The following is a 25,158-nucleotide window of genomic DNA, read 5'->3' as shown; positions in this document are numbered from 1 at the left end:
GGACCGCACCGAGATCGGCCCGCCCGGACCCCGCCCGCGCATCCGGGAACTATGTTTAGTACGCTTAAGTAAATAAATCTGGACAACGGAGGGGCCGTCGCCGCGTGAGTACCGTCAATGCCGGACCGGTTAAGGCGCAGGAATCCTCGACCGTTCGGCAGCGGACCTTCTCCTCGCTCAAGGTACCCAACTACCGGATGTACATGACCGGCCAGTCCATATCCCTGATCGGGACGTGGATGCAGACGACGGCTCAGTCCTGGCTGGTCCTCACGCTCACCCACTCCAGCACCGCGCTCGGGCTGGTCGTGGCGCTCCAGACCCTGCCGGTCCTGCTCTTCGGCCCCTATGGCGGCGTCGTCGCCGACCGGGCGGACAAGCAGCGGCTGATGGTCATCCTCCAGTCCGCGATGGGGGTGCAGGCGCTCGTCCTCGGGCTGCTGACGGTCTTCGGGTCGGTCAAGTTCTGGGAGGTGTGTGCGCTGGCGGTGGCCCTGGGCATGAACAACGCCTTCGAGAACGCCACCCGTCAGTCGTTCGTGCGGGAGATGGTCGGCCGTGACGAGCTGCGCAACGCCATCACGCTGAACTCGGTGATGGTGAACGCGGCGCGCGCGGTCGGGCCGGCGGTCGGCGGCATATTGATCGCCGTGGTCGGCATCGGGATCTGCTTCCTGCTCAACGCGGCCAGCTTCGTCGCGGTCGTCGCCTCCCTGCTGCGCATGGATCGCTCTCAGCTCCAGCCCAGCCCGCCGACGCCGCGCGCCCGCGGGCAGCTGCGCGAGGGCCTGCGCTATGCCGCCGCGACACCGACGATCGCGATCCCGTTGGCGATGATGGGCCTGGTCGGGCTGCTGGCCTACGAGTTCCAGGTCTCGCTGCCGGTCTTCGTCGAGCGGACCTTCCACGGCGGCTCGGTCGCGTTCGGCGTCATCACCTCGGCGATGGGCATCGGCGCGGTCGTCGGCGGGCTGTTCACCGCCGCCCGGGGGCGTACCGGTCTGCGGCCGATGATGATCGCCGCGATCGGCTTCGGGGTGTCGATGCTGGCTGCCGCCTACGCGCCGGTGTTCGCGGTGGCCTGCGCGGTGATGCTGCTGGTCGGGTGGGCCAGCGTCTCCTTCATAGCGATCGGGAACTCGACGATCCAGCTGACGTCGGACCCGGAGAAGCGCGGCCGGATGATCGCCCTGTGGCAGGTGGCGTTCCAGGGGACGACGCCGATCGGCGGGCCGTTGGTCGGGTGGGTGATCGCGATGTCGGACCCGCGCTCGGGGCTGGCGGTCGGCGGGGTGTCGTGCTTGGTGGCCGCGGCCGGGGGATTCATGTTGGCACGGCGGGTTTCGGCGCGTGGGGTGCCGGCTCCGGCGGAGGCTGCCGAGAGTCCGGTTTAGTCGACCAACCCCCACTTGCGTTCCACCGCGACCAAGGCCGGATCGTCGGGAGCGGTGGCAGTCTGCATCGCAGCCGCCACCTCTGCGCGGAGATCGCCGTCTATCTTGGCGTTCTGCAGGAGCCTGTTCAGCTGTTCCCAGTTCAGATACGTGGGGCCCCGCAGCTCGGTGATGACCACGCCGTACTTGAGCAGGAGGGCGATGACCGGGGCGCCGCACGGGTCGGCGCCGTTCATGAGCGCGTAGGCCAACTCGTGCCGCAGGGCCGGGTCGGCCGTCTCGTCGTGCAGCAGCCCGAATATCTTGCGGGACGTTTCCGTTCGTGGCGAGGAGCCCGCTTTCTGCGGCGGCCGGTACTGCACGCCCTCGGGGGTTCGGGGCGGCCCGCCGGTCCGGCCCCGGTGTCCGGCGAAGCCCGCGACGAGGCACAGGCTCAGCAAGAACCACACCGCGCCCAGCGCCGGCACCGCGGTTCCCACGGCGGCGGTCGGGCCGAGGATGATCGCCGGACACAACACCCAGTGGAAGAGGTAGGTGCCCAAGACGTCGCCCGGACGCATCGCGGCTATGCCGAGGATCTGGTAGTCGACGGTCGTCCGCGTGCGGTTCCGGCCGTGGCCGACAGCGCTGGTCTGTCCGGGCCCCTGCTGCGCCAGATAGAGCCGGTTCAGCGGGACCAGCGGCATGGACAGGACGGACGCCCAGCGCGTCGCGAAGAACCGGCCGTCGGCGTCGGCGGCGCTGCGGTTCTTCAACGTGACGCCGGTGCCGTTGGTCGACCGCATGCTGCCCACGCGGTCGGCGGGGCCTGGCGGACGGACCCTTTCCTGGATCGGCTGGTTCGGCATGGTGCGCCCCTTCGCAGGCCTCTAAGACAGAGGTGTCGTCTGTACGAGGCCTGAGGTTAGGCGCGGTGCCGGAGGACCGGTCCTTGACAGCGTGGGTGGCGTTGAGGTGTGTGGGTGTCCGCGGATGCCGCGGTCTATGACAGCGCAGCGTCCCCGAAGTGCGTGACCGCCCAATCCTGGAGCGCCGCCAGCGGCTCGCGCAGCAGGCGCCCGGCGTCGGTGAGGGTGTACTCGACGCGGACCGGTACTCCGGGGTGGACGATGCGGCGCACGATCCCGTCCCGTTCGAGGCCGCGCAGGGTCTGGGTGAGCATCTTCTGCGAGACGCCCTCGATGCGCCGGCGCAGCTCTGAGAAGCGGACGCTGCCATCTGACAGCGCCGTCAGCACGAGTACCGACCAGCGGTCGCCGATGCGGTCCAGGAGGTGCCGGGCCGGGCAGTCCGCGCGGTGGTCGGTGCCGTGCAGTACCAAGTCGGTGGAGGTGGTTACCACAAAGTGCCTTCTTCTCTTCGGTAAGTGCCTTCCTTACGGTAACTGGAGTGCGTCCTGGACGCATCAGACCAGCACCCCGTGGAAAGGCATCTCATGGCTCGCATCACCGTCATCGGCGGCACCGGATACGCCGGGAGGGCGATCGTCGCGCAGGCCGCGGCCCGTGGCCACCAGGTCACCGCGCTCAGTCGTTCGCTGCCTGAGGAACGGATCCCGGACGTGTTCTACGTCCAGGGCGACGCCACCGACCAGGCAACGCTTGTGTCGGTCGTTGAGGGTGCGGAGGCCGTGGTGGGGGCGCTCGCGCCGCGCGGCCCGCTGGATTCCGACTCCTTCCGTGCCACGTACCGGATTCTCGCGCGGTTGGCCGACGACGCGGGCGTGCCGCTGTTCGTCGTGGGCGGCTACAGCTCGCTGCGTCCGGCGCCGGGGGCCGAGCGTTTCATCACCGACCTCAGCGACGTCCCCGTGCACCTGCACGACGAGATCCGCGCCGGGGCCGCGCTGGTCATGGAGGATCTCCCGGCCGCGCCGAAGACGCTCGACTGGGTCTTCGTGAGCCCGGCGTTGAGGTTCGGCGCGCACGCGCCCGGCGAGCGCCTCGACCGCTACCGGCTCGGCGACGAGGTCGCGGTGCAGCCCGAGGACGGCGGCGCGATCTCGGCCCCGGACTACGCCCTCGGACTCGTCGACCTGATCGAGCGGGGCGAGCGCCACCGGGAACAGGTCAACCTCGCCCACTGAGGGTCAGCCGGCGGAAATCTGAAAGCTCCATGTAGATCAGTAGCTAGATCAGTAACTGGATCAGGAACCTTATATGCGTGACCATACTTACCGCGGACACCGCACCCGGACGCTCGATCTGCCGATCGCCGACGGGATCCTGCACCCGGACCTGCTGCCGGACGAGCTCGCCCGGGAGGTCTCGACGCCGCTGCGCAACCACCGCGAGCCGTATGTCGGCGTCACCGCCGACGGCACTCCCGTCGACGGCCTCTACCACCTCGCCGAAACCGGCCTGTCCCACCGGAAAGCCCTCGACGCCGCGACGGCCTACCTCGACACGCTGGAGCGGTACCAACTCCCCGTCGCCCGCTTGCCGATGGACTCACCGGACTGGCGGTTGTGGACCAACGCCTTCCCGGTCTGGACTCCCAAGGGCCTGCGTCTCAGTCGCCTGACTTCCCCGCAACGCGAGGCCGCCCTGGCCGTCATCGAGGCCAGCCTCAGTGCCGAGGGGTACGCCGCGATCCGCACCGCCATGAAGCTCAACGACGCGCTCGGCGACCTCATCCAGACCTACCGGGATTCGCTCGGCGAGTACACGTACCAGTTCACGATCTTCGGCGAGCCCTCGGCCGAGGAGCCCTGGGGCTGGCAGTTGGCCGGTCACCACGTCGACGTCCACTGCGTCTTCGTCGGATCCCAACTGGTCCTCGCCCCGGTGTTCCTCGGCGCCGAGCCCGCCCAGGCGTGGGAAGACGGGCCCTATGCGGGAGTGAGCCTGTTCGAGCGGGAAACCGAAGGCGGCCTGGCGATGCGCCGCTCGCTCACCGAAGACCAGGAAGAGCGGTTTTTGATGGGCAGATCCCTGCGGATCGCCGATCTGCCGCCGGAGTTCGCCGGCCCCACCGGCCGGCAGCTGTCCGGGGCCAGGCAGGACAACCTCGTCCTGCCGCCTGAGGGGATCAGCGGCAAGGAACTGTCGCGTGAGCAGCGGCAGCTCCTGCTCGAACTCGCGGACGTCTACATCAAGCGGCTTCCCGACGGTCACGCCGGGCTCAAGCGCAGCCAGTTCGAGGAGCACCTCGGGGACACGAGGTTCGCCTGGCGCGGCGGGCACGGCGACACCAGCGCGTTCTACTACCGGATCCACTCGCCGGTGCTGCTGGTCGAGTACGACAACGAGGCGGGCATCTTCCTGGACAATGACGAGGCCGAACGGTTCCACGTGCACACGATCACCAGGGAGCCCAACGGCAACGACTACGGGAAGAACCTGTTGGCCCAGCATTACCAGCGTTTCCACAGCTGACGGGCACGAGCTGCGGACCGGACCGGAGCAACCGAACCGGACCGGACCGGACCGGAGCAACCGAACCGAATCGCGTGGCGAGTCGCGCAGCACGGGGATCATGTGCGATCGCTGTGCGCGGATTGTGAAGTGCCGTCGGGACACTCTTTTCATGTCACCACCCTCATTCCGCAACCGTGGATTCGGCGCGACCGGTGCGGCTGTCGCCGTCGTGGCCGTTGGAACGTTGGCCGTCGGGGCCGCGGCCGGGTCGGCGAACGCCGCCGCACCGGCCGCTCATCCGGCAGTTCACCCGGCTGCCTGGGCCGCCGGCCCCGTGGTCGCGAACTCGAACTCGGCTGCCGTGCCCTCCCACTCCGGACTGCGACCGTTCGTCGAGTCCAGCACCCAGAACTGGTCCGGCTACGTCGCCGACACCAACGGCGGCACGTACACCAGCGTGGAATCGTCCTGGGTCGAGCCGGCCGTGGACTGCTCGAAGGGCGACGGCTGGGTCCTGCTCTGGGTCGGTCTGGACGGTTCGGGCAGCCCCACCGTCGAGCAGACGGGTACCGGCGCGCTCTGCTCCGCCGGCCAGGCGTCCTACGCCACCTGGTGGGAGACCTTCTCGAATCCCATCCAGTTCTACAAGGACCCGATCAAGGTGGGGGACAAGTTCGACGCCAAGGTGACGTTCAAGGGCAACGCAGAGTACGAACTCACCCTGACCAACCTGACCGAGGGCTGGATCGAGGACCACCTGGAGCAGGCCGCGAGCGGGGCCACCAACGCCAGCGCCGAGGTGGTCGCCGAGACGCCCAGGACCATCTTCGGCCAGCTCACCCCGCTGCCCGACTTCGGAACCGCCACGTTCACCGGTTCCCAGGTGAACGGCCAGCCGATCGGGGCGGCCAACCCGGTGGCGGTCGCCCTGGCCCGCAACGGCGACACCCTGGCCACCGCCGGTCCGCTGAACAACGGGACCGATTTCACGGAGACCTGGCTGGCCAACAACTGAGAAGGCTTGCTGGCCAACAACTGAGATGACTGGCTGGCCGACGGCTGGAAGACCTGCGGCGGGTACCGACTCGGTGGAGTCGGCATCCGCCGCTTCCGGCCTGATCGCCTCGGGACCGATCGTCTCAGTGCCGATCGTCTCGGACCGATCGCCTTGCGGATCAACGCACAGTGTGTCGGGACCTACTCATGACGGTGAACCCGATCGTGGCGATGACTCCGTACACCGCCGGAGCGAGGAAGACGTGCGGCAGACCGAGCAGATCGACACCGATGCCGCCGGTCACACCGCCCATGGCGCTCGCGAGCGCCGGCGAGCTCATGAAGATCGCCGAGGCGGTGGCCACGGCCTCCGGCAGCAAGCGTTGGGCGACGATGATGCCCAGGGCGGCGAACACGCCCCACACGCAGCCCATCAGGATCTGCCCGGCGAACATGCCGATCGTGTCGCCGGTCAGGGCGAAACAGAGGTTGGCACCCACGCCGCAGCCGGCGCCGAGGACCATCAGGCGCATCATGCCGATCCGACGTGCGGTGAGCACGGCCACCGGCATGAGGATCAGCTCTATCAGCGGCTGGATCGCGATGACCGCTCCGCTGACCGCGGTGCCGATGTGCATGTCAGTACGCATATAGATCGTGAGGTAGCCGTACTTGATCGGCTCTCCGGCGTAGACGCATATGTAGAGCCCGGTGAACGCCAACAGCGGCAGCATGGCCGATAGCCCGGGGCGCTGGTGGTGTTCTCGGGGCGATGCGGGCGCGGTCGTACTTGTAGTTGTAGTCGGTGCGTTGCCGGGCTCGGGGGTTCTCGCGAAGCCCATCGGGACGATCTGGGCGAGCGCGCAGATCCCGGTGCAGGCGAGCATCACGCGCGGGCCGGCGGTCGCGGCCAGCAGCGATCCCAACACGGGCCCGATGATCCAGCCGGCCGTCAACGCCATCCGGATGACCGAGACGATTCCGTCCCCGGCGTCTCCGGTGTCCCCGGCGTCTCCGGTGTCCCCGGCGTCGCCGGCCGTGTCCTGGAGGCTGTCGTGGATCGCCGCGAACAGTTGCGATCCCGCCGCGCCGGAGAAGGCCAGAACCACGGCGCTGATCACGAACGGCATCCACACCTGGGTCGAGAACGCCATGGCGGTCCAGCCGAGGAACGCCGCCACCGCGCAGATCCGGAACAGCCCGAGCCGTTTGCCGGTACGGTCCGAACGCGTCCCGATCAGGTAGCCGGCCAGCGGCGCGGTGATGTTGGTGAGGTAGTACAGACCGGCCGTGGTCAACGAGGTGTGCAGATCGTCGACCAGGAACAGGGTGATCTGCGGCGCGGCGGCGGAGATCCCGAGCCCGGACAGGAACAGCGCGATGGTCGCGCCGCGATACAGCGGCGAGGCCAGTACGGCGCGCAAGGCGGACGGCGCGGCGGCGACCTTGGCGTCGGCGAGGGCTGATGGCACGGATGGATCCCCTTGCGGACTCGCAGTGTACGTTCGTACGCATCGATCATCATGAACGTACAGCGGGTGCTTCGCGGCGGGGAAGAGGGTTGCGGTTCCGAAACTCGGCGCTCCGGCTTCCGAAACTCGGCGCTCCGGCTTCCGAATCTCGACTCTGCGGTCTCCGAACCTTGGCTACCCGGCTTCCGAAACTCCGCTCTGAGGTTCCGAATCTCGGCCCCCGGATTCCGAAACTCGGCTCTGCGGTTCCGAACCTTGGCTCCCCGCGTTCCGAGTCTCGGTTCCCCGGGTTCCGAAACTCGGCTTCCGGGATTCAGCCCATGGTGATGCGGCGCACGGCCTCCGCGGTGCGCGCCCGTTCCGGCGGCGTGGTGTCCAGCGCGGCGTGGATGAAGAGCCCTTCGATCAGCGCGTCGAGCAGGTGCGTGGTCGGCTCGTCGAAGAAGCGCCGCAGCGCGCGCCGGCTGCGGGCCATCCAGTCGCAGGTCAGGGTGCGGAACTCGGGCTTGCGGGCGGCGAGGGTGTAGAGCTCGGTGGTCAGGACCAGCTCCCGTTGCGAGTCCAGCAGGTCGGCGTGGATCAGGCCGACCACCGCCGCGCGGGCCTCGTCGGCGTTCGTGGCCTGCCGGAACCACTGCTCGTACCGGGTGGCGATGGTGTCGGCGAACTTCTCGAAGCTGACCCGCAGCAGCTGGTCCATGTCGTCGAAGTGGTAGGTCATCGACCCGAGCGGTACGTCGGCGCGCGCGGCGACCTTGCGGTGCGACACCCCGGCGACCCCGACTTCGGCGATCACGTCGAGCGCGGCGTCGATGATCCGCGCGCGCCGGTCGGGGTCGAAGCGGCGGCTGCGGGCGGCGGTCGGGGCGGCTGGTGCGGCAGTTGCGGCGCCTGAGGATGTCGCGTCAGCGTCCATTCCGTCCATTCCGTCCATTGCCTCCATCGTATTGCCCGTATCGCCGCCGGCAGCCCCGCTCAGAGCTCCCGGATCACCCGGGCCGGCGAGCCGACCGCCAGGCAGCGCGCCGGGACGTCCCGGGTCACGACCGACCCGGCGCCGATCACGCTGTCGTCCCCGATCCTCACCCCGGGGCAGATGATCGCGCCGCCGCCGAGCCACACGTTGTCGCCGATGGTGATCGGCCGCGCGGACTCCAGCCGGTCTTTGCGCGGCTGCGGCTCCAGCGGGTGCACGGGGGTCAGCAGCTGCACGTTCGGGCCGATCTGGCAGTCCTCGCCGATCACGATCGGCGCGACGTCCAGGGCGGTCAGGTTGTAGTTGATGAACGTGCGCGCCCCGACGGTGAGGTGGGCGCCGTAGTCGACGTATAGAGGAGGCCTGATATGGGCCTGCTCGCCGAGGTGGCCGACCAGCTCCTCCAGGATCGGTCGGGCGGCCTCCGGGTCCTCGGCGTAGGCGGCCGCGTACTGCGCCTGAAGGCGTACTGCCCGCTTGTAGAGCTCCCCGCTGTCGGGGTCGTCAGCGATGTACCAGTCCCCGGCGAGCATGCGCTCCCGGTTGGTGCGGTCGTCTCCGGCGAAGTAGTCGGTCATGCGTACGAGCGTACACATCGAGGAGTGCGTCCGGGGCGTCCGGTACTTTCGCGAGGGGCCGCGGATTGCGCTGAGCGTAACTATTGAGTGCTGATCTTTGCATTGCCCGTTACCACCCTGGTCGCCGAGACTGAAGACGCCCGCAGAACGCGGGGATAGGTATGACAGGTAACTGGAAGTGAGCAAGTCATGGTGCAGAACACCCGCGCCGAGCGCACCGGCGACGTCCTCGCGGCGGTGAGCCAGAGCGGCCCGACCGTGTCCTTCTTCGACGCCGCGTCCGACCGGCTCCTGGGCTCGGTCGAGGTGCTGGCCGAACCGCACGAGATCTGCTTCGATCCGACGCGACGCCTGCTGTGGTGCACGAACACCTACGAGGCCGGCTACTACCGCGCGAACTCGGGCCGTCGCAGTCAGCTGGCGGTCATCGACCCGGACGCCCGGCGGATCGTCGAGGTCGTCGACATCGCCCCGGAGGTCGGCCCGCACGGCCTGAGCCTGGACGCCGAGCGCGGGCGGCTCTATGTCAGCGTGGAGGGTGCCGAGGGTGCCGAGGGTGCCGAGGGCGGCAGCGGCGGCGGGGTCGTGATCATCGACACCGCGAGCCGACGGCCGATCGGCCGGATCGACACCGGCGCCTTCGGCCCGCACTGGTTCGTCGCGAGCCCGGACGGTACGCGCGGCTACGCCAGCAACAAGGAGGCGCCGTTCGTCTCCGTGCTCGATCTGGTCGCGGGGGAGCTGATCGATCGGATCGAGGTGCCCGGCGGCGAGGGCCTGGCGGTGTCCGCCGACGGCTCGCGGGTGTACGTGGCCGCGCCCTTCGCGGGCGGCTTCAATGGTGGCGGGCCCGAGGCCACACCCGGGATCCGGGTCATCGACACCGGGCTTCGCCGCGTGGTCGACGTCCTGGCGACGGACAACGTCGTGGTGCCGGTGCACGTGACCGCCACCGGGAAGGTGCTGGCGGGCGAGCTGCGGACGGCCCCGGCCCCGGCCCCGGCCGCCGGCACCGACCCGAGCGGCCGCGCATCCCGCCCGGTGCAGGCTCCGGGACGGCTGACGGTGTTCTCCGCCGACACCCACAAGCGGCTCGGCGACATCGAGATGGGACGCTTCCCGCTGACCATCACCTCCTCGCCCGACGGCGCGCTGGCCTACGCCGCCGGCGTCATCGACTCCACCGTCGACGTCATCGACCTCGAAACCCTCCAGCGGCTGGCCCGCCTGGAACTCCCCAAGCTCGCCGACGCCGGCGCGCACGGGCTGGCCTACATCCCGAAGGCCGCCTGACGCTTAACGCCCGACGGCTGACGCGCTGCAATCGCTTGATGCCGCCGCACTCCGCATCAGGCCACCGCAGTCCGTATCAGGCTGCTGCGGAACCTGTCAGAGTGCTGCGGATGTGGCCGCGGAACCAGCGGTGCGCGGCGTCGGCGTCGTGCGTGGGATGCCAGGCCATGCCGATCTCGACAGCCGGCAGGTCCAGCGGGATCGGGAACGTGCGCAGCCCGAGCGCGTCGACCGCGCTCGGCAGGTCGTCATTGGTGGCGGCCATGGTGAGGCAGACCAGATCGGTGCCGCGGGCCAGCAACATGCCGCCGGTGTGGCTCGGCACCACGACCGCGACCTTGCGCCGCAAACCCCGCTTGGCCAGCGCGGCGTCGATCGGGCCGTGCCGCTTGCCGGTGCGGGAGATGCCGATGTGGTCGGCCTCGGCGAACCGGCGCGCATCGATCGGTCCGTCGAACAGCGGATGGTCCTTACGGGCCACACCGAGCAGCGAGACCGTGACCAACCGCTCGCTGCGGGTCTCCGGATCGAGGTGACCGAGCACCCCCAGTTCAACGTCGACCAGGCCGCGGCGGAGCGCGGGCGTGTTCTCGAAGGCCTCCGACAGGAACACGACGTCGACCTCGGGGGCCTCGGCCCGCACCCGGCCGGAGAGCACACCGGCCACATCGGCCAGCAGCAGCTCGCTGGCCTGCACGCTGAAGCTCCGGCGCAGAGCCGCGACATTCAGCGTCCGATGTGGCTTGAGCATGGCCTCGGACTGATCGAGCAGCCCCCGCACCTCGGCCTTGAGCTCCAGCGCCCGGGGCGTCGGCACCATCTCCTGGCCCGCGCGCACGAGCAGCGGATCGCCGACCACCCTGCGCAAAGTGGCGAGTTTGCGGCTCGCCGCAGCCGGCGAGGTGCCCAGCCGCTCGGCGGCCTTGGTCACGCTGTTGTCCTGAAGCAGAGCGTCCAGCGCCACGAGCAGGTTCAGATCCATGCGTCTTCGCCCCTCCCCGGCCGGGTCTTTTCGCTGCGCGCAAAGCCTACCCGTTGATTCTTGCGCATGTGGTTACGTGATCAGCTGACGCCCTCGGCGCTCTTCAATCGCCCGACCTGCACGTCGGACAGGCGAACGAGTGTCGCACTGGCCTGCGGCAGGGGAACGGCGTACTTCGCAATATCCGCTTCCATGATCGACACGACCGCCGGGCCGACGCGGACCACGTAGGTGGCGGTCACCAGGGTGTCGCCCTGGGTACCTGAGCTCGTGGTGTAGCCGACGTGGTCGGGACCGACCATCTGCGAGATCGCGGTGAGTGTGATCGGAACCGGCTGGTTCTGCTGGGTCTCAGTGAATGCCTTGCATCCCTTGAGCCCCGCGGTCAGATCGGACATCAGCGCCGAGGCTTTCTCGGTGGACGGCATCACCATCACGGCGTCCTGAATCATGTCGGCGCCGCTGTTCTCGGTGAGCACCCGCATCGCGTAGACGGTCGTGCCGTACTTCGTGGACAGCGCGTTCTCCGCATCGCGGAAGGACTGGCACTCACTGCCCCCAGCAGTCACGAGGGCCGGTGAGTCCGTGGGCTGCTTCACGTCCAGCGAAGCGTCGAAGTAGTAGCCGGGCTGGTCCTTGTCGGTCAGCAGGAGACTTTCAACCTGATCGTCCGTCAGGCCGGCGGCCGAATGGCCGTTGCCGGACGATGCCGCCGAGGCGCCCTTACCCGAAGCGCCGCAGGCTGCTGCCAACAGGACAGCCGCCGCGGTGACAGCGACTGCGGAGCCGTACTTGATCCCTATGCGCATGCTGACATAGTGCCGCATGGTGGGCCGGGTGGGTTGACGACTTGCGGCAGCGGCTGGCGTAGGTGATTTCACCAGTCCAGTAGTTAGCCGCGTTCCTCCAGCCAAGCGACAATGGCGGCGACGAAGCCGTCGACACTCGCCAACGGCGCGCCGCCGAACACCGCGTGCAAGTGCTCGACGCCGACCGGGGCGTTCCAGGCCCGGGCGCGGCGGTAGGTCTGCTCGTCGGTGGCGGCGCGCAGGACGTCCCAGCCGTGCCAGGTCGCGATGAGGGCCGCGTCGATCGCCGGGTCGGAGCGGATCGCCAGGTCCCAGTCGAGGACGCCGGTGAGTTTGCCGTCGGCGCTGAAGTGGAGGTTGGGGCCGCCGAGGTCGCCGTGGACGAGTCGGGGTGGGGCCGTTTCGAGCGCCAGGAGGGTGTCCAGCCGGTGCCGGACCGCGTCGCGCCACTTCGGCGGCAGCCGGGGGAGGGTCTCGTCGGTCAGGATGTCGGCCCAGCCCAAGCCGTCGGGGGTGTGCCGGTGGGGCTGGTGTAGCAGGGCTTCAAGCTCCGGCGAGATCTCGACGTCGCGCAGTGCCTCCAGAAGCAGGCCGAGGGCCGCCGGGTCTCCGACGCCCTCCGGCAGCGACTCGCCGTCGATCCACGAGAGCGCGACGGCCGCGCGGTCCCCGAAGGTGGTCACCGCGGACAGCGGCTCCGGCACGGCGAACGGCAGGCCGGCCGCCGCGACGGCGCGCAGGATCTCGACCCGGCGCGGCAGGGCGGCGACGTCGCTGGGCCGCTTGGTGACGCGGACCGCGGCGACGCCGGGGAACAGCACCACGTGGTGCATGTTTCCTTGCTCGGCAAGGGATGCGGAGCTCATGTCGAGCTCGGGGACAAGTGCTTCAGCGATTTCCAGCAGGTCAGTGGGGACCGGTTGTGCCATCCCGCCATTGTGCCGGACGTGGGCGCTTGGAAATCGCCCACGCTGGCTGAAGCTCTGCCACCCGGGCCGCTCAGAGCGCGCAGAAGGCGTTGTCCAACGCGGCCGACATGTCCGTCTGTCCCTGGGTGGGGGTCTGGAGGTGGTACTCGTTGTTGGCCACCAGCACCTGCTTGCTGCCGTCGTCGCTGATCTCCCAGGTGCTGGTGTAGCCGAGCACCGATCCGTTGTGCGTCCACACCCACTGGCCGCAGGAGGTCTGGTACCGCTCGATGCCCAGGCCGTAGCGGGTGGTGCCGATCCCGGTCGGCACAGTGGTCTTGAGCTCGGCCTCCTGGGCCGGCGGCAGCAGCGTGCCGCCGATCAGCGCCCGCTCGAAGGTGGCGAGGTCGTCCAGGGTCGACACCATCGCCCCGGCGGATCCGAAGGCCTGGACGTTGGAGACGGTGACGTCCTGGAGCACCAGGCCGAACAACTGGTACTCGTAGCCGTGCAGGTAGTCGCCCTGCAGGGTGGGATCGGAGGTGGGGAAGGTGGTGTGGGTCAGGCCCAGCGGGGTGATGATCCGGTTCTGGATCTCGGTGGCCGCGGTGTTGCCGGTGACGGCCTGGATCACCATGCCGGCCAGGACGAAGTTGGTGTTGGCGTAGCCGAATGTCTGGCCCGGTGCGCTGGTGGGCTGGTGCTGTGCGAGGGCGAGGTCCACCAGGGTCTGCGGGGCCCAGACCCGGTTGGGCTCGCTGTTCGAGGCGTAGGAGTTGTAGAAGGTCGGGCTGGTGTCGTAGTCGGGCAGGCTGGAGGTGTGGTTGAGCAGCTCGCGGATGGTGATCTTGGTGCCGTCGTAGCCGTTGGCATTGATGGCGTTCGGCAGCCACTTGGCCACGGTGTCGTCCAGCGAGAGCTTGCCCTCGGCCTCCAGCTGGAGCAGCACGGTGGCGGTGAAGGCCTTGGTGTTGCTGCCGATCCGGAACTGCGCGTGGGGATCGGCCGGCGCCTTGGTGCTCACGTCGCCGACGCCGGCCGCGAGGTACTGGGTGGTGTCGCCGGAGCGGACCATGCCGATCGCGGCCGGGTAGCCGTCCGCGAGCCCCTTCGTGAAGCCGGTCTGCAGGGCGCTGATCGCCGACGGGACATCGGCGTGCGCCGGACCGACGCCGGCCAGCGCGCCGAGCGCCAGGGCCGAGCCGACGGCTAGCAGGCGGACGGACTTCGAGGACTTCATTGGCATGTCCTTCTTTTTCAGGTGACGTTGTGAACCGGCTGACACGGTGAGTAGTCTTGCAACGACACTTCACAATCGACGCACACTGATTGCACAACCGATCGCGCAACCGATTGCCCAACCGATCGCACACTGCTTGCACAGCCGGGACCGCCCCTGCTGCCGACGAAATCTTGATCTTCCGATCCGCAGGGGATGGACCGATGGATCCCGATATCCGGCTGCTCGGCGCGCCGACCGTCCACCACGGTGGCGTGCCGCTTCGCCTCGACGGACAACGTCGGCTCTGCCTGCTGGCCGTCCTGGTGCTGAATCACGGCCGCACAGTTTCGCGCACCGATCTGGCCGAGTGGGCCTGGCCGTCCTCGCCGCCGGACACCGTCGACCGGCAGATCGCCAACTACGTCTCGGGGCTGCGCAAGATCCTGGAACCGGTCGAGGACCGGATCCAGCTGGTCGCCCGCCGGCCCGGCTACACCGCGCTGATCGATCCCGAACTCCTGGACACCGAGCGGTTCGGCGTGCTGCTGCGCCGGGCCCGCGACGCCCGGGACGGGCAGGAGCACCAGATCGCCGGGGAGCGGCTGCGCCAGGCGCTGGGCCTGTGGCACGGCCGGCCGCTGGAAGGACTCGACACCCCCTATCTCCGGAACCGCGCCGCCGAGCTGGAGCGTCAGCGCCGGGACGCGGCGATGCTGCTGGCCGAGATCGAGCTGGAGACCGGCCGGCCCGCGGACGCCGCCGCGGTCCTGCGGGACGTGGCGGCCGGGCGGCCGGACGACGAGGCGGTCGCCGCCACCCTCATCAGGGCCCTGACCCAGGCCGGGCAGACCGACGAGGCGGCCGAGACCGCGACCCGGGCCGACCGCTCGCTGCGGCGTCAGGGCCGTACGCCCACGCCCGCGCTGCGCCAGGCCCACAGCGACGCGCTCGCCGGCCGCGTCCCGTCCCGGCCGGCGGATCCGCGGCACCAGCTGCCGGCCGACACCGGCGCCTTCGCCGGCCGGGTCGAGGAGCTGTTCGAGATCGCCCGGCTCGCTCAGCGCGCCGAGGCCGGGGAGAACCCGGGCGTGCCGGTGATCTGCACGATCGAGGGTATGGGCGGGATCGGCAAGACGGCGCTGGCCGTCCACGCCGCGCACCTGCTGGCCGACCGGTTCCCGGACGGGCAGTTGTTCCTGGAGTGGCACGCGCACTCCGCCGGTGTGGCGACGCGTACCGCCTTCGACGTCCTGGGCAGCGCGCTGGCCGCGCTCGGTGCCCCGCCCCAGACCGTGCCGAACGAGCTCGACGCGCGCGCGGCCAAGTACCGGGCGATGCTGGCCGGCACCCGCACCCTGATCGTGTTGGACAACGTCGATGACGAGAACGAGATCCGGCCCCTGATCCCGGCCGTCGCCGGCTGCCTGGTGCTGATCACCAGCCGCCGGCGGCTCAAGGCGCTGGACGACGTCGAACCGCTGGGCCTGGACGTGCTGCCGGTGGACGACGCCGTGGCGCTGTTCCGGGCCACCGTCGGAGCGGGCCGGACGCCGGCCGACGACGAGGCGCTGACCGAACTGGTCGGCCTGTGCGGCCGGCTCCCGCTGGCCCTGCGCATCGCCGCCGCACTGCTGCGGCACCGGCGCAGCTGGCAGGTCGAGCACGTCATCAGGGAGCTGCGAGAGGACTCCGGCGACCTGCGGGCCTTCGACGACGGCCAGCGCAACCTGGCGTCGGTCTTCGAGCTGTCGTATCGGAATCTGAGCGACGAGCAGGAGACGGCGCTGTACCGGATAGCGCAGGTCCCGGGGCGCGACCTCGATGTCTTCGCCTGCGCGTGCCTGCTCGACGCCGATCCCCGGGCGGCCCGGCGGCTCCTGGCCGAGCTGGTCGATCGCAGTCTGCTGACCGAGTCGGTGCCCGGCCGGTTCCAGATGCACGATCTGATGCGTGCCTACGGGCTCTCCCGCGCGGCGAACGCCGATGACGAGGGAATCCGGGACCGGGAAAGCGCTCTGGACCGCCTCTTCGACTACTACCAACACACCGCCCAACTCGCCGACGGCCATCTTCGAACCCTGCCGGCGACGTACACGTCGGCCGTGGCCCATCCGCCGCGCCACCAGCCGCCGATCGAGGACCGGGAGAGCGCGCAGTCCTGGATGACCACCGAGATCGAGAACCTGATCGCCGCGGCCCGGTACGCGGCCACCCGGCCGACCGGCCTGCACGGGATCGCGCTGCCGGCCGCCATGGCCACTCACCTCTACTCGCACGGCCCCTGGACCCACGCCCTCGAACTGCACGGCGCGGCCGTCGCTCTCGCCCGCCGTGGCCCCGACGCCGCGGCCCTGGCCCGCGCCCTCACCGATCTGGGCATGGCCAGGCGGCTGTGCGGCGATTACCGGGGCGCCGCGGACGTCCACCAAGAAGCCCTGCTCCTGTATGGGAAGCAGGAAGACGAACGAGCCCAGGCCTTCGTCCTGACCGAACTGAGCCGGGTCTGGCAACTCGTCGGCGACCAGGCCGCCGCCGGGGACACCGGGACCCGGGCCCTGGAGATCTCCTCGCGGCTGGACGACCTTCACGGCCAAGCCAGGGCCCTGACCGAGTTGGGCCGGGTCCGCCGGCTCGCGGGGGACTACGCCGAGGCCGCCGACACCTGCACCAGGGCGTACCGGCTCTACCGGCGCCTGGACGACGCCCGGGGCCTGGCCGAGGTCCTGATGCAGTTGGGGGCGATCCGGCACCTGACGTGCGATTACGACGCCGCCACCGCCGCGTTCACCGAGGCCCTGGCGCTGTGGGGCGAACTGGACAGCGTGCTCGGCCGGGCCAACGCGCTGACCTCGCTGGGTATAGTCCAGCGGCGGACCGGGGACTACAACGGCGCGACCGACAACATCATCTGGGCCCTGGGTACCTACCGGCGGCTGGACAGCCCGCTCGGACAGGCCGGCGCGCTGACCGAACTGGGGCGGCTGCGGCGGCTCACGGGCGATCACCGCGGCGCGCGGGAGGCTCTGTCCAAGGCACTGGACCTGTACTGTCTGCTGGCCCATCCGGGCGGCCAGGCCACGGTCAAGGCCGAGCTGGGCAACGTGCGGCGGTTGGCCGGCGACCACGTCGGCGCGGTGGCCGACACCGCCGAGGCGCTGCGGATCCTGCGCCGGTTCGGCAGCCGCGGCGAGGAGGCCTGGGCGCTGAACCAGCATGCCGCGGCGCTGAGCGCGGCGGGCCGCGTCGAGGAGGCGCTGACGGTCTACAGCCGGGCGCTGGTCCTGAACCGGGAAGTGGGGCAACCCGACGATCAGGCCACTGCTTTCGAGGGCGTCGGCGAGATCCTGCTCCAGTACGGGCGGGTGGACGAGGGCGGCGCGAACCTGCGGCGGGCCTTGAACCTGTTCGTCCGCCTGGGACTCCAGACCGAGGCCCGCCGTATCCGGGAACGTTATGGCGCGGTCGTCGTCGAGGACGAGGACCCGGCCGAGGAGTGCTTGGAGTACGCGATCGTCGTCCGGTGAGCGCGCGAGGCACCCCGGCGAGCCCCGACGGGCCAGGCGCCTACACCGGCACGTGCGCTCCCATGATCACGCACCGGTCGGCCGGCAGCCCGAAGTAGTCCACCGGGCTCGCCGCGTTGTGCGCGATGGTGAGGAACAGCCGCTTGCGCCACGACCGCATCCCCTTGGCGCCGGTCCGGACGATCGCGATCCGGGACAGGAAGTAGGACACCGAGTCCACGTCGATCCCGGCGATCTCGCCGGCGTCCGGGTGTTCGGTGGCCCGGCGCAGGATGCGGGGCACGTTCGGCTCGTCCTGGAAGCCGAGCCGGGCGGTGAGGTGCACGATGCCGTCCTCGCTGTGCCCGAGGTCGTCGAACACCAGCCGCTCGGACCTCGGGATGTGCGGGACCTTCTCCACCATCACGGACAGGATGACCACGGTCTTGTGCAGGGTGTGGTTGTGCTCGACGTTGGCGCGCAGGGCCAGCGGCGTGGTCTCGATGTTCGCGTTGAGGAACACCGCCACCCCGTCCACCCGGTGGATCGGCGGCCGCAGGGCGTCCACCTCGTCCACGAACGTGCGCAGCGGCCCCTCCAGCGCGGTGCGGTTCGGGGTGACGATCGCCCGGCCCCGGCGCCAGGTGCTCAGCACCGTGAAGACCAGGGTCGCCACCAGCAGCGGCAGCCAGCCGCCGTGCACCACCTTGGTCAGGTTCGCGGCGAAGAACGCCGTCTCGGTGGTCAGGAACAGCACCGCGCCCAGCGCGATCTTCCAGGGCGCGGCGCCCTTCAGGACCCGGGCCACCGCCAGGAACAAGATGGTGTTGAGCATGAACGTCGCGGTCACCGCGACGCCGTAGGCCGAGGCCAGCGAGGCCGAGGAGCCGAAGCCGATCACCAGGGCGGTGACCGTGCAGCACAGGAACCAGTTCACGACCGGCACGTAGACCTGGCCGATCGCGTGCTCGGAGGTGTGCCGGATGGTCATGTGCGGCAGGAAGCCCAGCTGCATCGCCTGCCGGGTCACGCTGAACGCCCCGGAGATGACGGCCTGCGAGGCGATGACGGTCGCCACCGTGGCCAGGATCACCATCGGCCACTGCGACCAGCTCGGCATCAGCAGGAAGAACGGGTTCGAGACCGTCTCCGGGCGGCGCAGGATCAGCGAGCCCTGGCCCAGGTAGTTCAGCGTCAGCGCCGGGAAGACGAGGAAGAACCACGCGCGGTGGATGGGCCGGCGGCCGAAGTGGCCCATGTCGGCGTACAGCGCCTCGGCGCCGGTCACCGCCAGCACCACCGAGGCCAGCGCGATGAACGCCACCACCCCGTGGTGGACCATGAACATCGCGCCGTAACCGGGGGACAGGGCCTTGATGATCGCCGGGTGCGCGGCGACCTCGGCCGCCCCGGCCACCCCGATGATCCCGAACCAGACCGTCATCACCGGTCCGAACAGCCCGCCGACCAGCGCGGTGCCGTACTTCTGGATCGCGAACAGGCCGATGACGATGACCACGGTCAGCGGCACCACGTAGTCCTTGAGCCCGGGCGCGGAGACCTTCAGGCCCTCCACCGCGGACAGCACCGAGATCGCCGGGGTGATCATGCCGTCGCCGTAGAACAGCGACGCCCCGAGTATCCCCAATGCGACCAGCAGTACCTTCGTCCTGGTGGAGCGGAAGTCCAGTTTCTGGATCAGGGCGGTGAGCGCCATGATGCCGCCCTCGCCGTCGTTGTCGGTGCGCAGGATGAAGCTCACGTACTTGACCGACACGATCAGCGTGATCGCCCAGAAGATCAGCGAGACGACGCCGTAGACCTGGTCCGCGGACGTCCCGACCGCCTTGTTGTCCGCGGTGAAGACGGTCTGCATCGCGTACAGCGGGCTGGTGCCGATGTCGCCGAACACGACGCCCAGCGCGCCGAGCATCAAGGCGGCGGCGCCGGCCCTGCCAGTCCGGTGTCCGCCCTCGTGGGCGGCGGGTGCGGTGGTCTGCGAGGACGTCCCCGTGGTGTTACTGATCACAGGTCAGTGATCCTGACAGGTGTGCGGGGCGTGAGCAAGAGGCCGTCAAGTATGTGGAACGCGTAGGCGACGGACGGTGATCGGATGACGCCCCTGAGCTCCTTCCCCGGGTATGTCGTCACTGTGCTCGGATTGTGAAGAGCGGCTGGGAAACTCCCGATTCAGCCCACCGCTGTGCCGAATCCCGGGAGGACCTTTGAAACGAAGAACGCCGCAGAGCCTTGTCAGGGCTCTGCTGGCCATCGCAGGCCTGCTGCTCACCGTCACCGGCATCGGCGTGTCCGGCGCCCCGCGCGCCTCCGCCGCCTCGGCGATCGGCGGGCCGATCAGCCGCAGCGAGATCATCGCGCGGGCCCAGTACTGGGTCGACAACCAGCCGGGTCCCTATGATCAGAGCGGCTGGTCACCCGGCCCGGGCGGGGACCACAACTACCGCCGCGACTGCTCCGGCTACGTGGACATGGCCTGGCACCTGAACGCCGACCCGGCCACCGAGGGCCTGTGGGACACCTTCACGGACCCGATCGACCGGGGCGCTCTGCGGCCCGGCGACATCCTGATCAACTACACCGTGCACACGTTCATCTTCGACCACTGGACCGACGCCAACGGCGACTTCCTCTACTACTCCTTCGGCGAGACCCCGGTCCAGCACCTGACCGGCAACATCAACGCGAGCTACATCGACGGCATCGCCAACAACACCCTCTACGCGCGCCGCTACAAGCAGGTCGTCGACGACACCGCGGTGGCACCGCACCCCTACGCGTCGGGCCGCATCGTGTCGGCCCGGGACGCGGACGGCCGCCTGGAGACGTTCGCGGCCGGTCCGGACGGGATCTGGCACTCCTGGCAGAACTCGCCGAACGGCACGTGGTCGAATTGGGTCAACGAGGGCGGGCCGACCAACGCACAGCTGGCGATCGCGCCGAATGCTGACGGCCGGTTGGAGCTGTTCGCGGAGAACGCCAGCGAGCTGGACCATCTCTGGCAGACCGCACCGAACGCCGCCTGGTCGACGTGGACCAAGCTCGGCGGCGGCGGATACCGGATCGCTGCCGGGGCCAACACCGACGGCCGGATCGAAGTGTTCGCCTCCAACGACACCGGAGTTTTCCACTGCTGGCAGACGGCGCCGAACAGCGCGTTCTCGGACTGGGCCGGCGTCGCGGGGCCGGCGGACTCGCGGTTGCAGATGGAGCGTTCCGCTGACGGCCGCCTGGAAGTGTTCGCGTTGTCGGACACCACGTTCGGCCACCTGTGGCAGACCGCTGTCAACGGCGCCTGGTCGGCGTGGGAGACCTTCGGCGGCGGTGGCACCGACCTGACCGTCAATCACAACGCCGACGGTCGCCTGGAAGTGTTCGCCTCCAACGCCGACGGTGTGTCCCACAAGTGGGAGACGAGCCCCACCACCTGGTCGGACTGGGCCACCACCAACGGCGGCGCGACGAGTTCGCAACTGGCCTCCTCGGTCGCCGTGGACGGCCGGATCGAGGTGTTCGCGATCAACGGCAGTACCGCCACGCACCTCTGGCAGACGGCCGTGGACGGGAACTGGTCGACGTGGGAGACCTTCGGCACCGGCGGCACCGCGGTCGAGGCCGCCGGCAACCAGGACGGCCACGAGGAGGTGTTCGCCGCCAGCAGCACCGGCGTCTTCCACAAGTGGCAGACCGGGTTCAGCACCTGGTCGGACTGGGGCTGGGTGAACAACACGGCCGGACCGGCGCTGTCCTGACGGTCAGTCTTCCGGCCCGGTGACGGCGGCGTCGCGGTCTCGTGTGGGAGATCGTGACGCCGCTTTCAGTTGTCATCCGCTGCCATCGGTTGTCATCGGTTGGCATCCGCTGGCTTCGTCACCGGGCGCGGGCGAAGTCCTTCCGCTTGATCTTCGCGCGCCGGCCGTCGGGGTGGTGGAAGACCACGCCTTCGGCGAGATGGCCGGGCGCGTAGCGGGACTCCAGGGTTGCCAGCCAGTCGTGCAGTTCCTGGTAGGTGCGCGGCGCTTCCTGGTAGTCCGGGACGATCAGGTTGAACGCGACGCAGATGTGCTCGTCCAGTCCCAGCGGGTTGCCCTGGATCCGGGGGCCGAGCGCTTCGACGCTGTGCTCCCCGTCCGGCCAGGACGTGACGAGGGTGTTGGCGGCGGCCTCGCACAGCCACTTGTCCTCGGCTCCGTGTTCGTCGGTGTCGACGTACCAGCCGTCGACGATGCCCGCGGCCTTCTGCGCCTTCGACGGATTGCGCCGCTTCTCCACGCGCACGATCGTGCCGGAGCGGACGGTGAGCCGGGCGTTGGTGCCGTCCAGCTTCTCCGTGGCCCGGCCCGCCCCGGCGAACACCCAGTCGCATTCCGCGCGCGGCTTGTCGACGACGTGGAATCGGTCGTCGCGTTCGAAAATAGTCGGGATCTTCTCCATGACTGCGGCCCCCTTGCGGACGTGGGTCAGTAACTCCTCGGCGTCCACGACCCCGTAGACGAGTCCGGCCGCCAGCGCCCGCACCAGATCGGCGACCGGCACCCCGGCCTGGGTCGCCACCGCCTTCAGGACGGCCTTCTCCTCCGGTGCGACCCAGGCGACCAGCCGTGACCATCCCGGCGGCGGGCTCCAGACGGCAAGCCGATCAGGATCCTTACGCGGGCGGCCACGGCGTGGTGCGGCCTCGTTCGACGGCTCGGACATGAGTCGAGGATGGCCGGGGTTTTCTATTGTGTCAATAGAAAAGGAGTCCTACGTCGAAAAAGAGTCCTACGTCATCGACGGCCCGGCGGTGTTCGCGAGGTACTGCCAGCTGGCCCAGGCAGTCGGGCTGGTCTGCCAGTCGTGGTAGACGCCGGTGCTGCTGGCGGCGAACACCTCCTCGTGGCCGTCCTGGTTCTCGTTGGCGTCGACGGCGGTACCGCCGGTGCCGAACGCGGCCCACGCCGACCAGACCCCGTTGACCGCGGTCTGCCACAGGTGCGTGGCGGTGCTGCCGTTGATCGCGAACACCTCGATCCGGCCGTCGGGGGCGGTCGAGGAGGCCAGTTGCGAACTCGTCGCGCCGCCGTTGGTTCCGGCCCAGTCCGACCAGGTGGTGTAAGAGGTCTGCCACTTGTGGAAGACGCCGTTGGCGTTGGAGGCGAAGACTTCCAGACGGCCGTCGGCGTTGTGGTTGACAGTCAGGCCGGTGCCGCCGTCGCCGAAGTTCTCCCACGTCGACCAGGCGCCGTTGACAGCGGTCTGCCACAGGTGCTGGAACGTCGAGTCCGATAGCGCGAACACTTCCAGCCGGCCATCGGTCGCGTTCTCCAGCTGCAATTGAGCATTGGCCGGACCGCCGAGCCCGGCCCAAGTGGAGTTCCAGCCGCCGCTGGGAGCGGTCTGCCAGATGTGGAAGACCCCGGAGCTGTTGGAGGCGAACACTTCGATCCGGCCGTCGGCGTTGGTGCCGGCGGCGATGCGGTATCCGCCGTCGCCGAGCTTGGTCCACGTCGACCAGGCGGCGTTGGGTGCGGTCTGCCACAGGTGGTCCAGCTCGCTGGCGTTCACGGCGAACAGTTCCAGCCGGCCGTCGGCGTTCGGGGCGATGGCCAGTTGCGCGTTGGTCGGCCCGCCCTCGTTGACCCAATTCGACCAGGTGCCGTTAGGAGAGTTCTGCCACGCGTGCCAGATCCCGTCCGAACCGGCCGCGAACGTCTCCAGGCGGCCGTCGGCGTCCCGGGCCGACACGATGCGGCCCGACGAGTACGGATGCCGGCCGCCGTGGCCGCCGGGCGGCGCGCAGAACGCGGCGAGGTCGGCGAGGGTGCCGTTGAAGACATCCTTGTCGACTACCGCACTGCTCACGCCGGGGACGTCGGTGCCGCTCCCGGTGAACTGCCAGAAGGCGAAGCCCGACCAGCCGTTCGGCAACGCGCCGGGAGTCGAGGCGTAGTCGGCGAAGTCGAGCGGGTAGGCGCCGAACGAGGTGTCGCCGCCGGTGCAGGTGTTCCACCAAGGGGCGCCGACGTAGATCACCGGCGGCCGGCCGGCGCGGGCCTGGACCTCGTTGGTGAACGCGTGCAGGAAGGCCACCATGTCGGCGGGGGACTGGCCGTAACACAGGCCCAGGCCCTCGGCGTTGCCGTCGTCGAGGTCGATCATCGGCGGCAGCATGGTGCCGTCGTCGACGTAGTCGGCGTGGTCCATGAAGAAATCGGCCTGCTGTACGGCCGTGGACAGGCCGGTGTCCGGGTGGGGCCAGACGTAGGGGCCGGCGTACAGGCCCGCCGCTTTCGCGTTGGCCTGTTGCTGCGGGCCGGTCGGGTTCAGGTAGGTCGAGCCTTCGCTGATCTTGACGTAGGCGAAGCGTTCGCCGTCGCCGTGGACCTGGTTCCAGTCGACGGTCGGGCCCTGGTTGCTGGAGATGTCGATGCCGGTGACGCTGTAGCCGGGCGGCGCGGATTCCGCGGCGGCCGGGGACGTTGCCAGCCCCACGGTCGCGACGGCTACGGCGGCTGCGACGGCTAACGCGGTTCCCGTCCGCTGGCCGAGGGCGCGCCGTTTGAACGTGTGCCGCCTCATGGGTTGATGCCGTCGAACTGGAGCACTCGGTACGGATTCGGGGCGTTGTTGCCGGGCCACTGCGAGACGATCAGCGTCAGCGAGGTCGCGCTGGCGCTGCCGGGGTGGATGTAGCCGCCGTAGAGGTTCGGCACCTGCGGCTTGCCCCAGTAGGTCGGGTAACGGTAGTCGCCGACGATCTGGGGCAGCGGCACGGACCAACCGCCTTCGGGACGCGGGGAGGTGCGCGTGTAGATCGCGTAGTTGTCGACGTCGAAGTAGCTCATGCAGTACGTGCCGTTGATGTTCTTGACCGAGAACTCGCCGAAGTTGTTGGCCGCCGGGAACAGCGGGGTCGGGTAGGCCGTGGAGGTCCACTGCCAGTTGCCGCTGCTGACCTCGGCCCAGTTCTGCTGGTTTTGCCAGGCACCGTTATGGAAGTCCTCTTGGGTGAACCGGAACAGCTGGATCAGGCCCTGGTCCGCGGAGTTGCGGTGGCCGCCGTTCCAGCGCTTGGAGTAGATGTACAGGAACCCGTCGGCGTCGATGCCGGCGAACGACCACATCCCGTACAGCGACTCGTTCCCGCCGGTCCGGTCCCCGGGCCAGTGGTAGCCGAAGTCGGTCCAGGTGACGCCGTAGTCGTCGGAGTAGGCGACGCCGGAGCACACCGAGCCGTCGTAGCCGGCCGGCGGACCCCAGGTGAAGACCGAGGTGTACTGGATGTAGGTGCGGCCCCCGAACTCGATGCAGTCGTTCGGGATGCGGGTCTGCTCGACGTCGCCGAGCCCGTTGTTCGCGCCGTGCCGGTAGTTGAAGGTCTGGCGCGCCTGCCCGTAGTTCGGCATCGCCCACGTGAACGAGATCGGGTTCGCGCCGCTGCTGTCGAACGTCGCCTGGTTCAGCATCACCGGCGAGCCGAGGTAGGTGTTGGGATCGCCCTGACTGGGGCCGCCATAGGAGTCGCCGAAGACGTAGCCCCAGCTGTTGTCGTGCGGCCGGTGGTACGGGATCCCCAGGTCCCCACAACCGAGCCCCTGCTGACTGGCCGAATCCCCACCGGCGTTCTGGCACAACGGAGCCCCGGTCTGCCCCACCCCGTTAGTGG

At 69.5% G+C, this 25,158-nt stretch carries 20 protein-coding genes; 7 read left to right on the top strand and 13 right to left on the bottom strand.

Translation table 11 applies throughout. The features are described 5' to 3' along the window. The first annotated feature begins 104 nt into the window (after window positions 1–104). A complete protein-coding gene (locus IZR01_RS32255) occupies window positions 105–1,394 on the top strand; it encodes an MFS transporter (protein ID WP_194926070.1) in 1,290 nt (429 codons plus the stop codon). Here IZR01_RS32255 and IZR01_RS32250 read toward each other — a convergent pair. Then, window positions 1,391–2,242 (bottom strand): hypothetical protein, encoded by an 852-nt coding sequence (locus IZR01_RS32250; RefSeq protein WP_194926069.1) that lies wholly within the window; start codon window positions 2,240–2,242, stop codon window positions 1,391–1,393. The genes IZR01_RS32255 and IZR01_RS32250 overlap by 4 nt on opposite strands. Window positions 2,243–2,376: 134 nt before the next feature. After that, on the bottom strand, window positions 2,377–2,736 hold the full coding sequence (locus IZR01_RS32245) for a winged helix-turn-helix transcriptional regulator (protein WP_194895835.1): 360 nt from the start codon (window positions 2,734–2,736) through the stop codon (window positions 2,377–2,379). A 93-nt stretch (window positions 2,737–2,829) separates the two neighbouring features. Between IZR01_RS32245 and IZR01_RS32240 the strand changes: the two genes are divergently transcribed. The 3 genes from IZR01_RS32240 to IZR01_RS32230 all read left to right on the top strand — a co-directional run bounded on the left by IZR01_RS32240 (window position 2,830) and on the right by IZR01_RS32230 (window position 5,768). Further along, on the top strand, window positions 2,830–3,480 hold the full coding sequence (locus IZR01_RS32240; protein ID WP_194895834.1) for an NAD(P)-dependent oxidoreductase: 651 nt from the start codon (window positions 2,830–2,832) through the stop codon (window positions 3,478–3,480). Between the two features lie 73 nt (window positions 3,481–3,553). Continuing rightward, window positions 3,554–4,771 carry a DUF3500 domain-containing protein gene (locus IZR01_RS32235; RefSeq protein WP_194926068.1) on the top strand — a complete coding sequence of 406 codons (1,218 nt, stop codon included), beginning with the start codon at window positions 3,554–3,556 and terminating at the stop codon, window positions 4,769–4,771. A gap of 151 nt (window positions 4,772–4,922) precedes the next feature. Then, window positions 4,923–5,768: a G1 family glutamic endopeptidase gene (locus IZR01_RS32230; protein ID WP_194926067.1), complete on the top strand. Its 846-nt coding sequence runs from the start codon at window positions 4,923–4,925 to the stop codon at window positions 5,766–5,768. Window positions 5,769–5,928: 160 nt separating this feature from the next. Here the strand turns inward: IZR01_RS32230 and IZR01_RS32225 are convergent, their stop codons facing one another. The 3 genes from IZR01_RS32225 to IZR01_RS32215 form a co-directional block, all read right to left on the bottom strand. Further along, a complete protein-coding gene (locus IZR01_RS32225; RefSeq protein WP_194926066.1) occupies window positions 5,929–7,221 on the bottom strand; it encodes an MFS transporter in 1,293 nt (430 codons plus the stop codon). Window positions 7,222–7,534: 313 nt separating this feature from the next. Further along, a complete protein-coding gene (locus IZR01_RS32220) occupies window positions 7,535–8,155 on the bottom strand; it encodes a TetR/AcrR family transcriptional regulator (protein ID WP_228560682.1) in 621 nt (206 codons plus the stop codon). Between the two features lie 41 nt (window positions 8,156–8,196). Further along, the gene (locus IZR01_RS32215) at window positions 8,197–8,775 is read right to left on the bottom strand and encodes a sugar O-acetyltransferase (RefSeq protein WP_194895830.1); all 579 of its coding nucleotides are present in this window, start codon (window positions 8,773–8,775) and stop codon (window positions 8,197–8,199) included. A gap of 189 nt (window positions 8,776–8,964) precedes the next feature. Between IZR01_RS32215 and IZR01_RS32210 the strand changes: the two genes are divergently transcribed. Next, complete coding sequence (locus tag IZR01_RS32210) at window positions 8,965–10,068, top strand: YncE family protein (protein ID WP_194926065.1); 1,104 nt, start codon at window positions 8,965–8,967, stop codon at window positions 10,066–10,068. A gap of 76 nt (window positions 10,069–10,144) precedes the next feature. On the opposite strand, the gene IZR01_RS32205 is transcribed toward IZR01_RS32210, so the two are convergent. The 4 genes from IZR01_RS32205 to IZR01_RS32190 form a co-directional block, all read right to left on the bottom strand. After that, complete coding sequence (locus tag IZR01_RS32205) at window positions 10,145–11,050, bottom strand: LysR family transcriptional regulator (protein WP_194926064.1); 906 nt, start codon at window positions 11,048–11,050, stop codon at window positions 10,145–10,147. Window positions 11,051–11,130: 80 nt separating this feature from the next. Continuing rightward, on the bottom strand, window positions 11,131–11,859 hold the full coding sequence (locus IZR01_RS32200; protein WP_194926063.1) for a sensor domain-containing protein: 729 nt from the start codon (window positions 11,857–11,859) through the stop codon (window positions 11,131–11,133). 83 nt (window positions 11,860–11,942) lie between these two features. After that, window positions 11,943–12,788 (bottom strand): phosphotransferase family protein, encoded by an 846-nt coding sequence (locus IZR01_RS32195; RefSeq protein WP_194895826.1) that lies wholly within the window; start codon window positions 12,786–12,788, stop codon window positions 11,943–11,945. Window positions 12,789–12,858: 70 nt separating this feature from the next. Continuing rightward, on the bottom strand, window positions 12,859–14,007 hold the full coding sequence (locus tag IZR01_RS32190; protein ID WP_228554976.1) for a serine hydrolase domain-containing protein: 1,149 nt from the start codon (window positions 14,005–14,007) through the stop codon (window positions 12,859–12,861). A gap of 203 nt (window positions 14,008–14,210) precedes the next feature. On the opposite strand from IZR01_RS32190, the gene IZR01_RS32185 reads away from it, so the two are divergent. After that, window positions 14,211–17,513, top strand: coding sequence for an AfsR/SARP family transcriptional regulator (locus tag IZR01_RS32185; protein ID WP_194926062.1), 3,303 nt, complete (start codon window positions 14,211–14,213; stop codon window positions 17,511–17,513). 40 nt (window positions 17,514–17,553) lie between these two features. Here the strand turns inward: IZR01_RS32185 and IZR01_RS32180 are convergent, their stop codons facing one another. Beyond that, window positions 17,554–19,425 carry a potassium transporter Kup gene (locus tag IZR01_RS32180; protein ID WP_228560684.1) on the bottom strand — a complete coding sequence of 624 codons (1,872 nt, stop codon included), beginning with the start codon at window positions 19,423–19,425 and terminating at the stop codon, window positions 17,554–17,556. Between the two features lie 292 nt (window positions 19,426–19,717). On the opposite strand from IZR01_RS32180, the gene IZR01_RS32175 reads away from it, so the two are divergent. Continuing rightward, a complete protein-coding gene (locus tag IZR01_RS32175; RefSeq protein WP_194895822.1) occupies window positions 19,718–21,262 on the top strand; it encodes a PLL family lectin in 1,545 nt (514 codons plus the stop codon). A gap of 118 nt (window positions 21,263–21,380) precedes the next feature. Here IZR01_RS32175 and IZR01_RS32170 read toward each other — a convergent pair whose 3' ends face one another. The 3 genes from IZR01_RS32170 to IZR01_RS32160 all read right to left on the bottom strand — a co-directional run bounded on the left by IZR01_RS32170 (window position 21,381) and on the right by IZR01_RS32160 (window position 25,147). Then, entirely contained in the window at window positions 21,381–22,208 is an 828-nt protein-coding gene (locus IZR01_RS32170) for a hypothetical protein (protein ID WP_228554975.1), read from the bottom strand. 66 nt (window positions 22,209–22,274) lie between these two features. Continuing rightward, on the bottom strand, window positions 22,275–24,071 hold the full coding sequence (locus IZR01_RS32165) for a DUF8189 domain-containing protein (protein ID WP_194926060.1): 1,797 nt from the start codon (window positions 24,069–24,071) through the stop codon (window positions 22,275–22,277). Further along, window positions 24,068–25,147, bottom strand: a complete 1,080-nt coding sequence (locus tag IZR01_RS32160) for a DUF4185 domain-containing protein (protein ID WP_194926071.1) — start codon at window positions 25,145–25,147, stop codon at window positions 24,068–24,070. Before IZR01_RS32160 ends, IZR01_RS32165 begins: the two co-directional genes overlap by 4 nt. Window positions 25,148–25,158: the final 11 nt, after the last annotated feature.

The sequence above is a fragment of the Catenulispora pinisilvae genome (assembly GCF_015356865.1).
Taxonomy (GTDB): Bacteria; Actinomycetota; Actinomycetes; order Streptomycetales; family Catenulisporaceae; genus Catenulispora; species Catenulispora pinisilvae.
The sequence above is the reverse complement of the archived record's forward strand: the minus strand, read 5'-3'. Positions and strand labels throughout refer to the sequence as shown.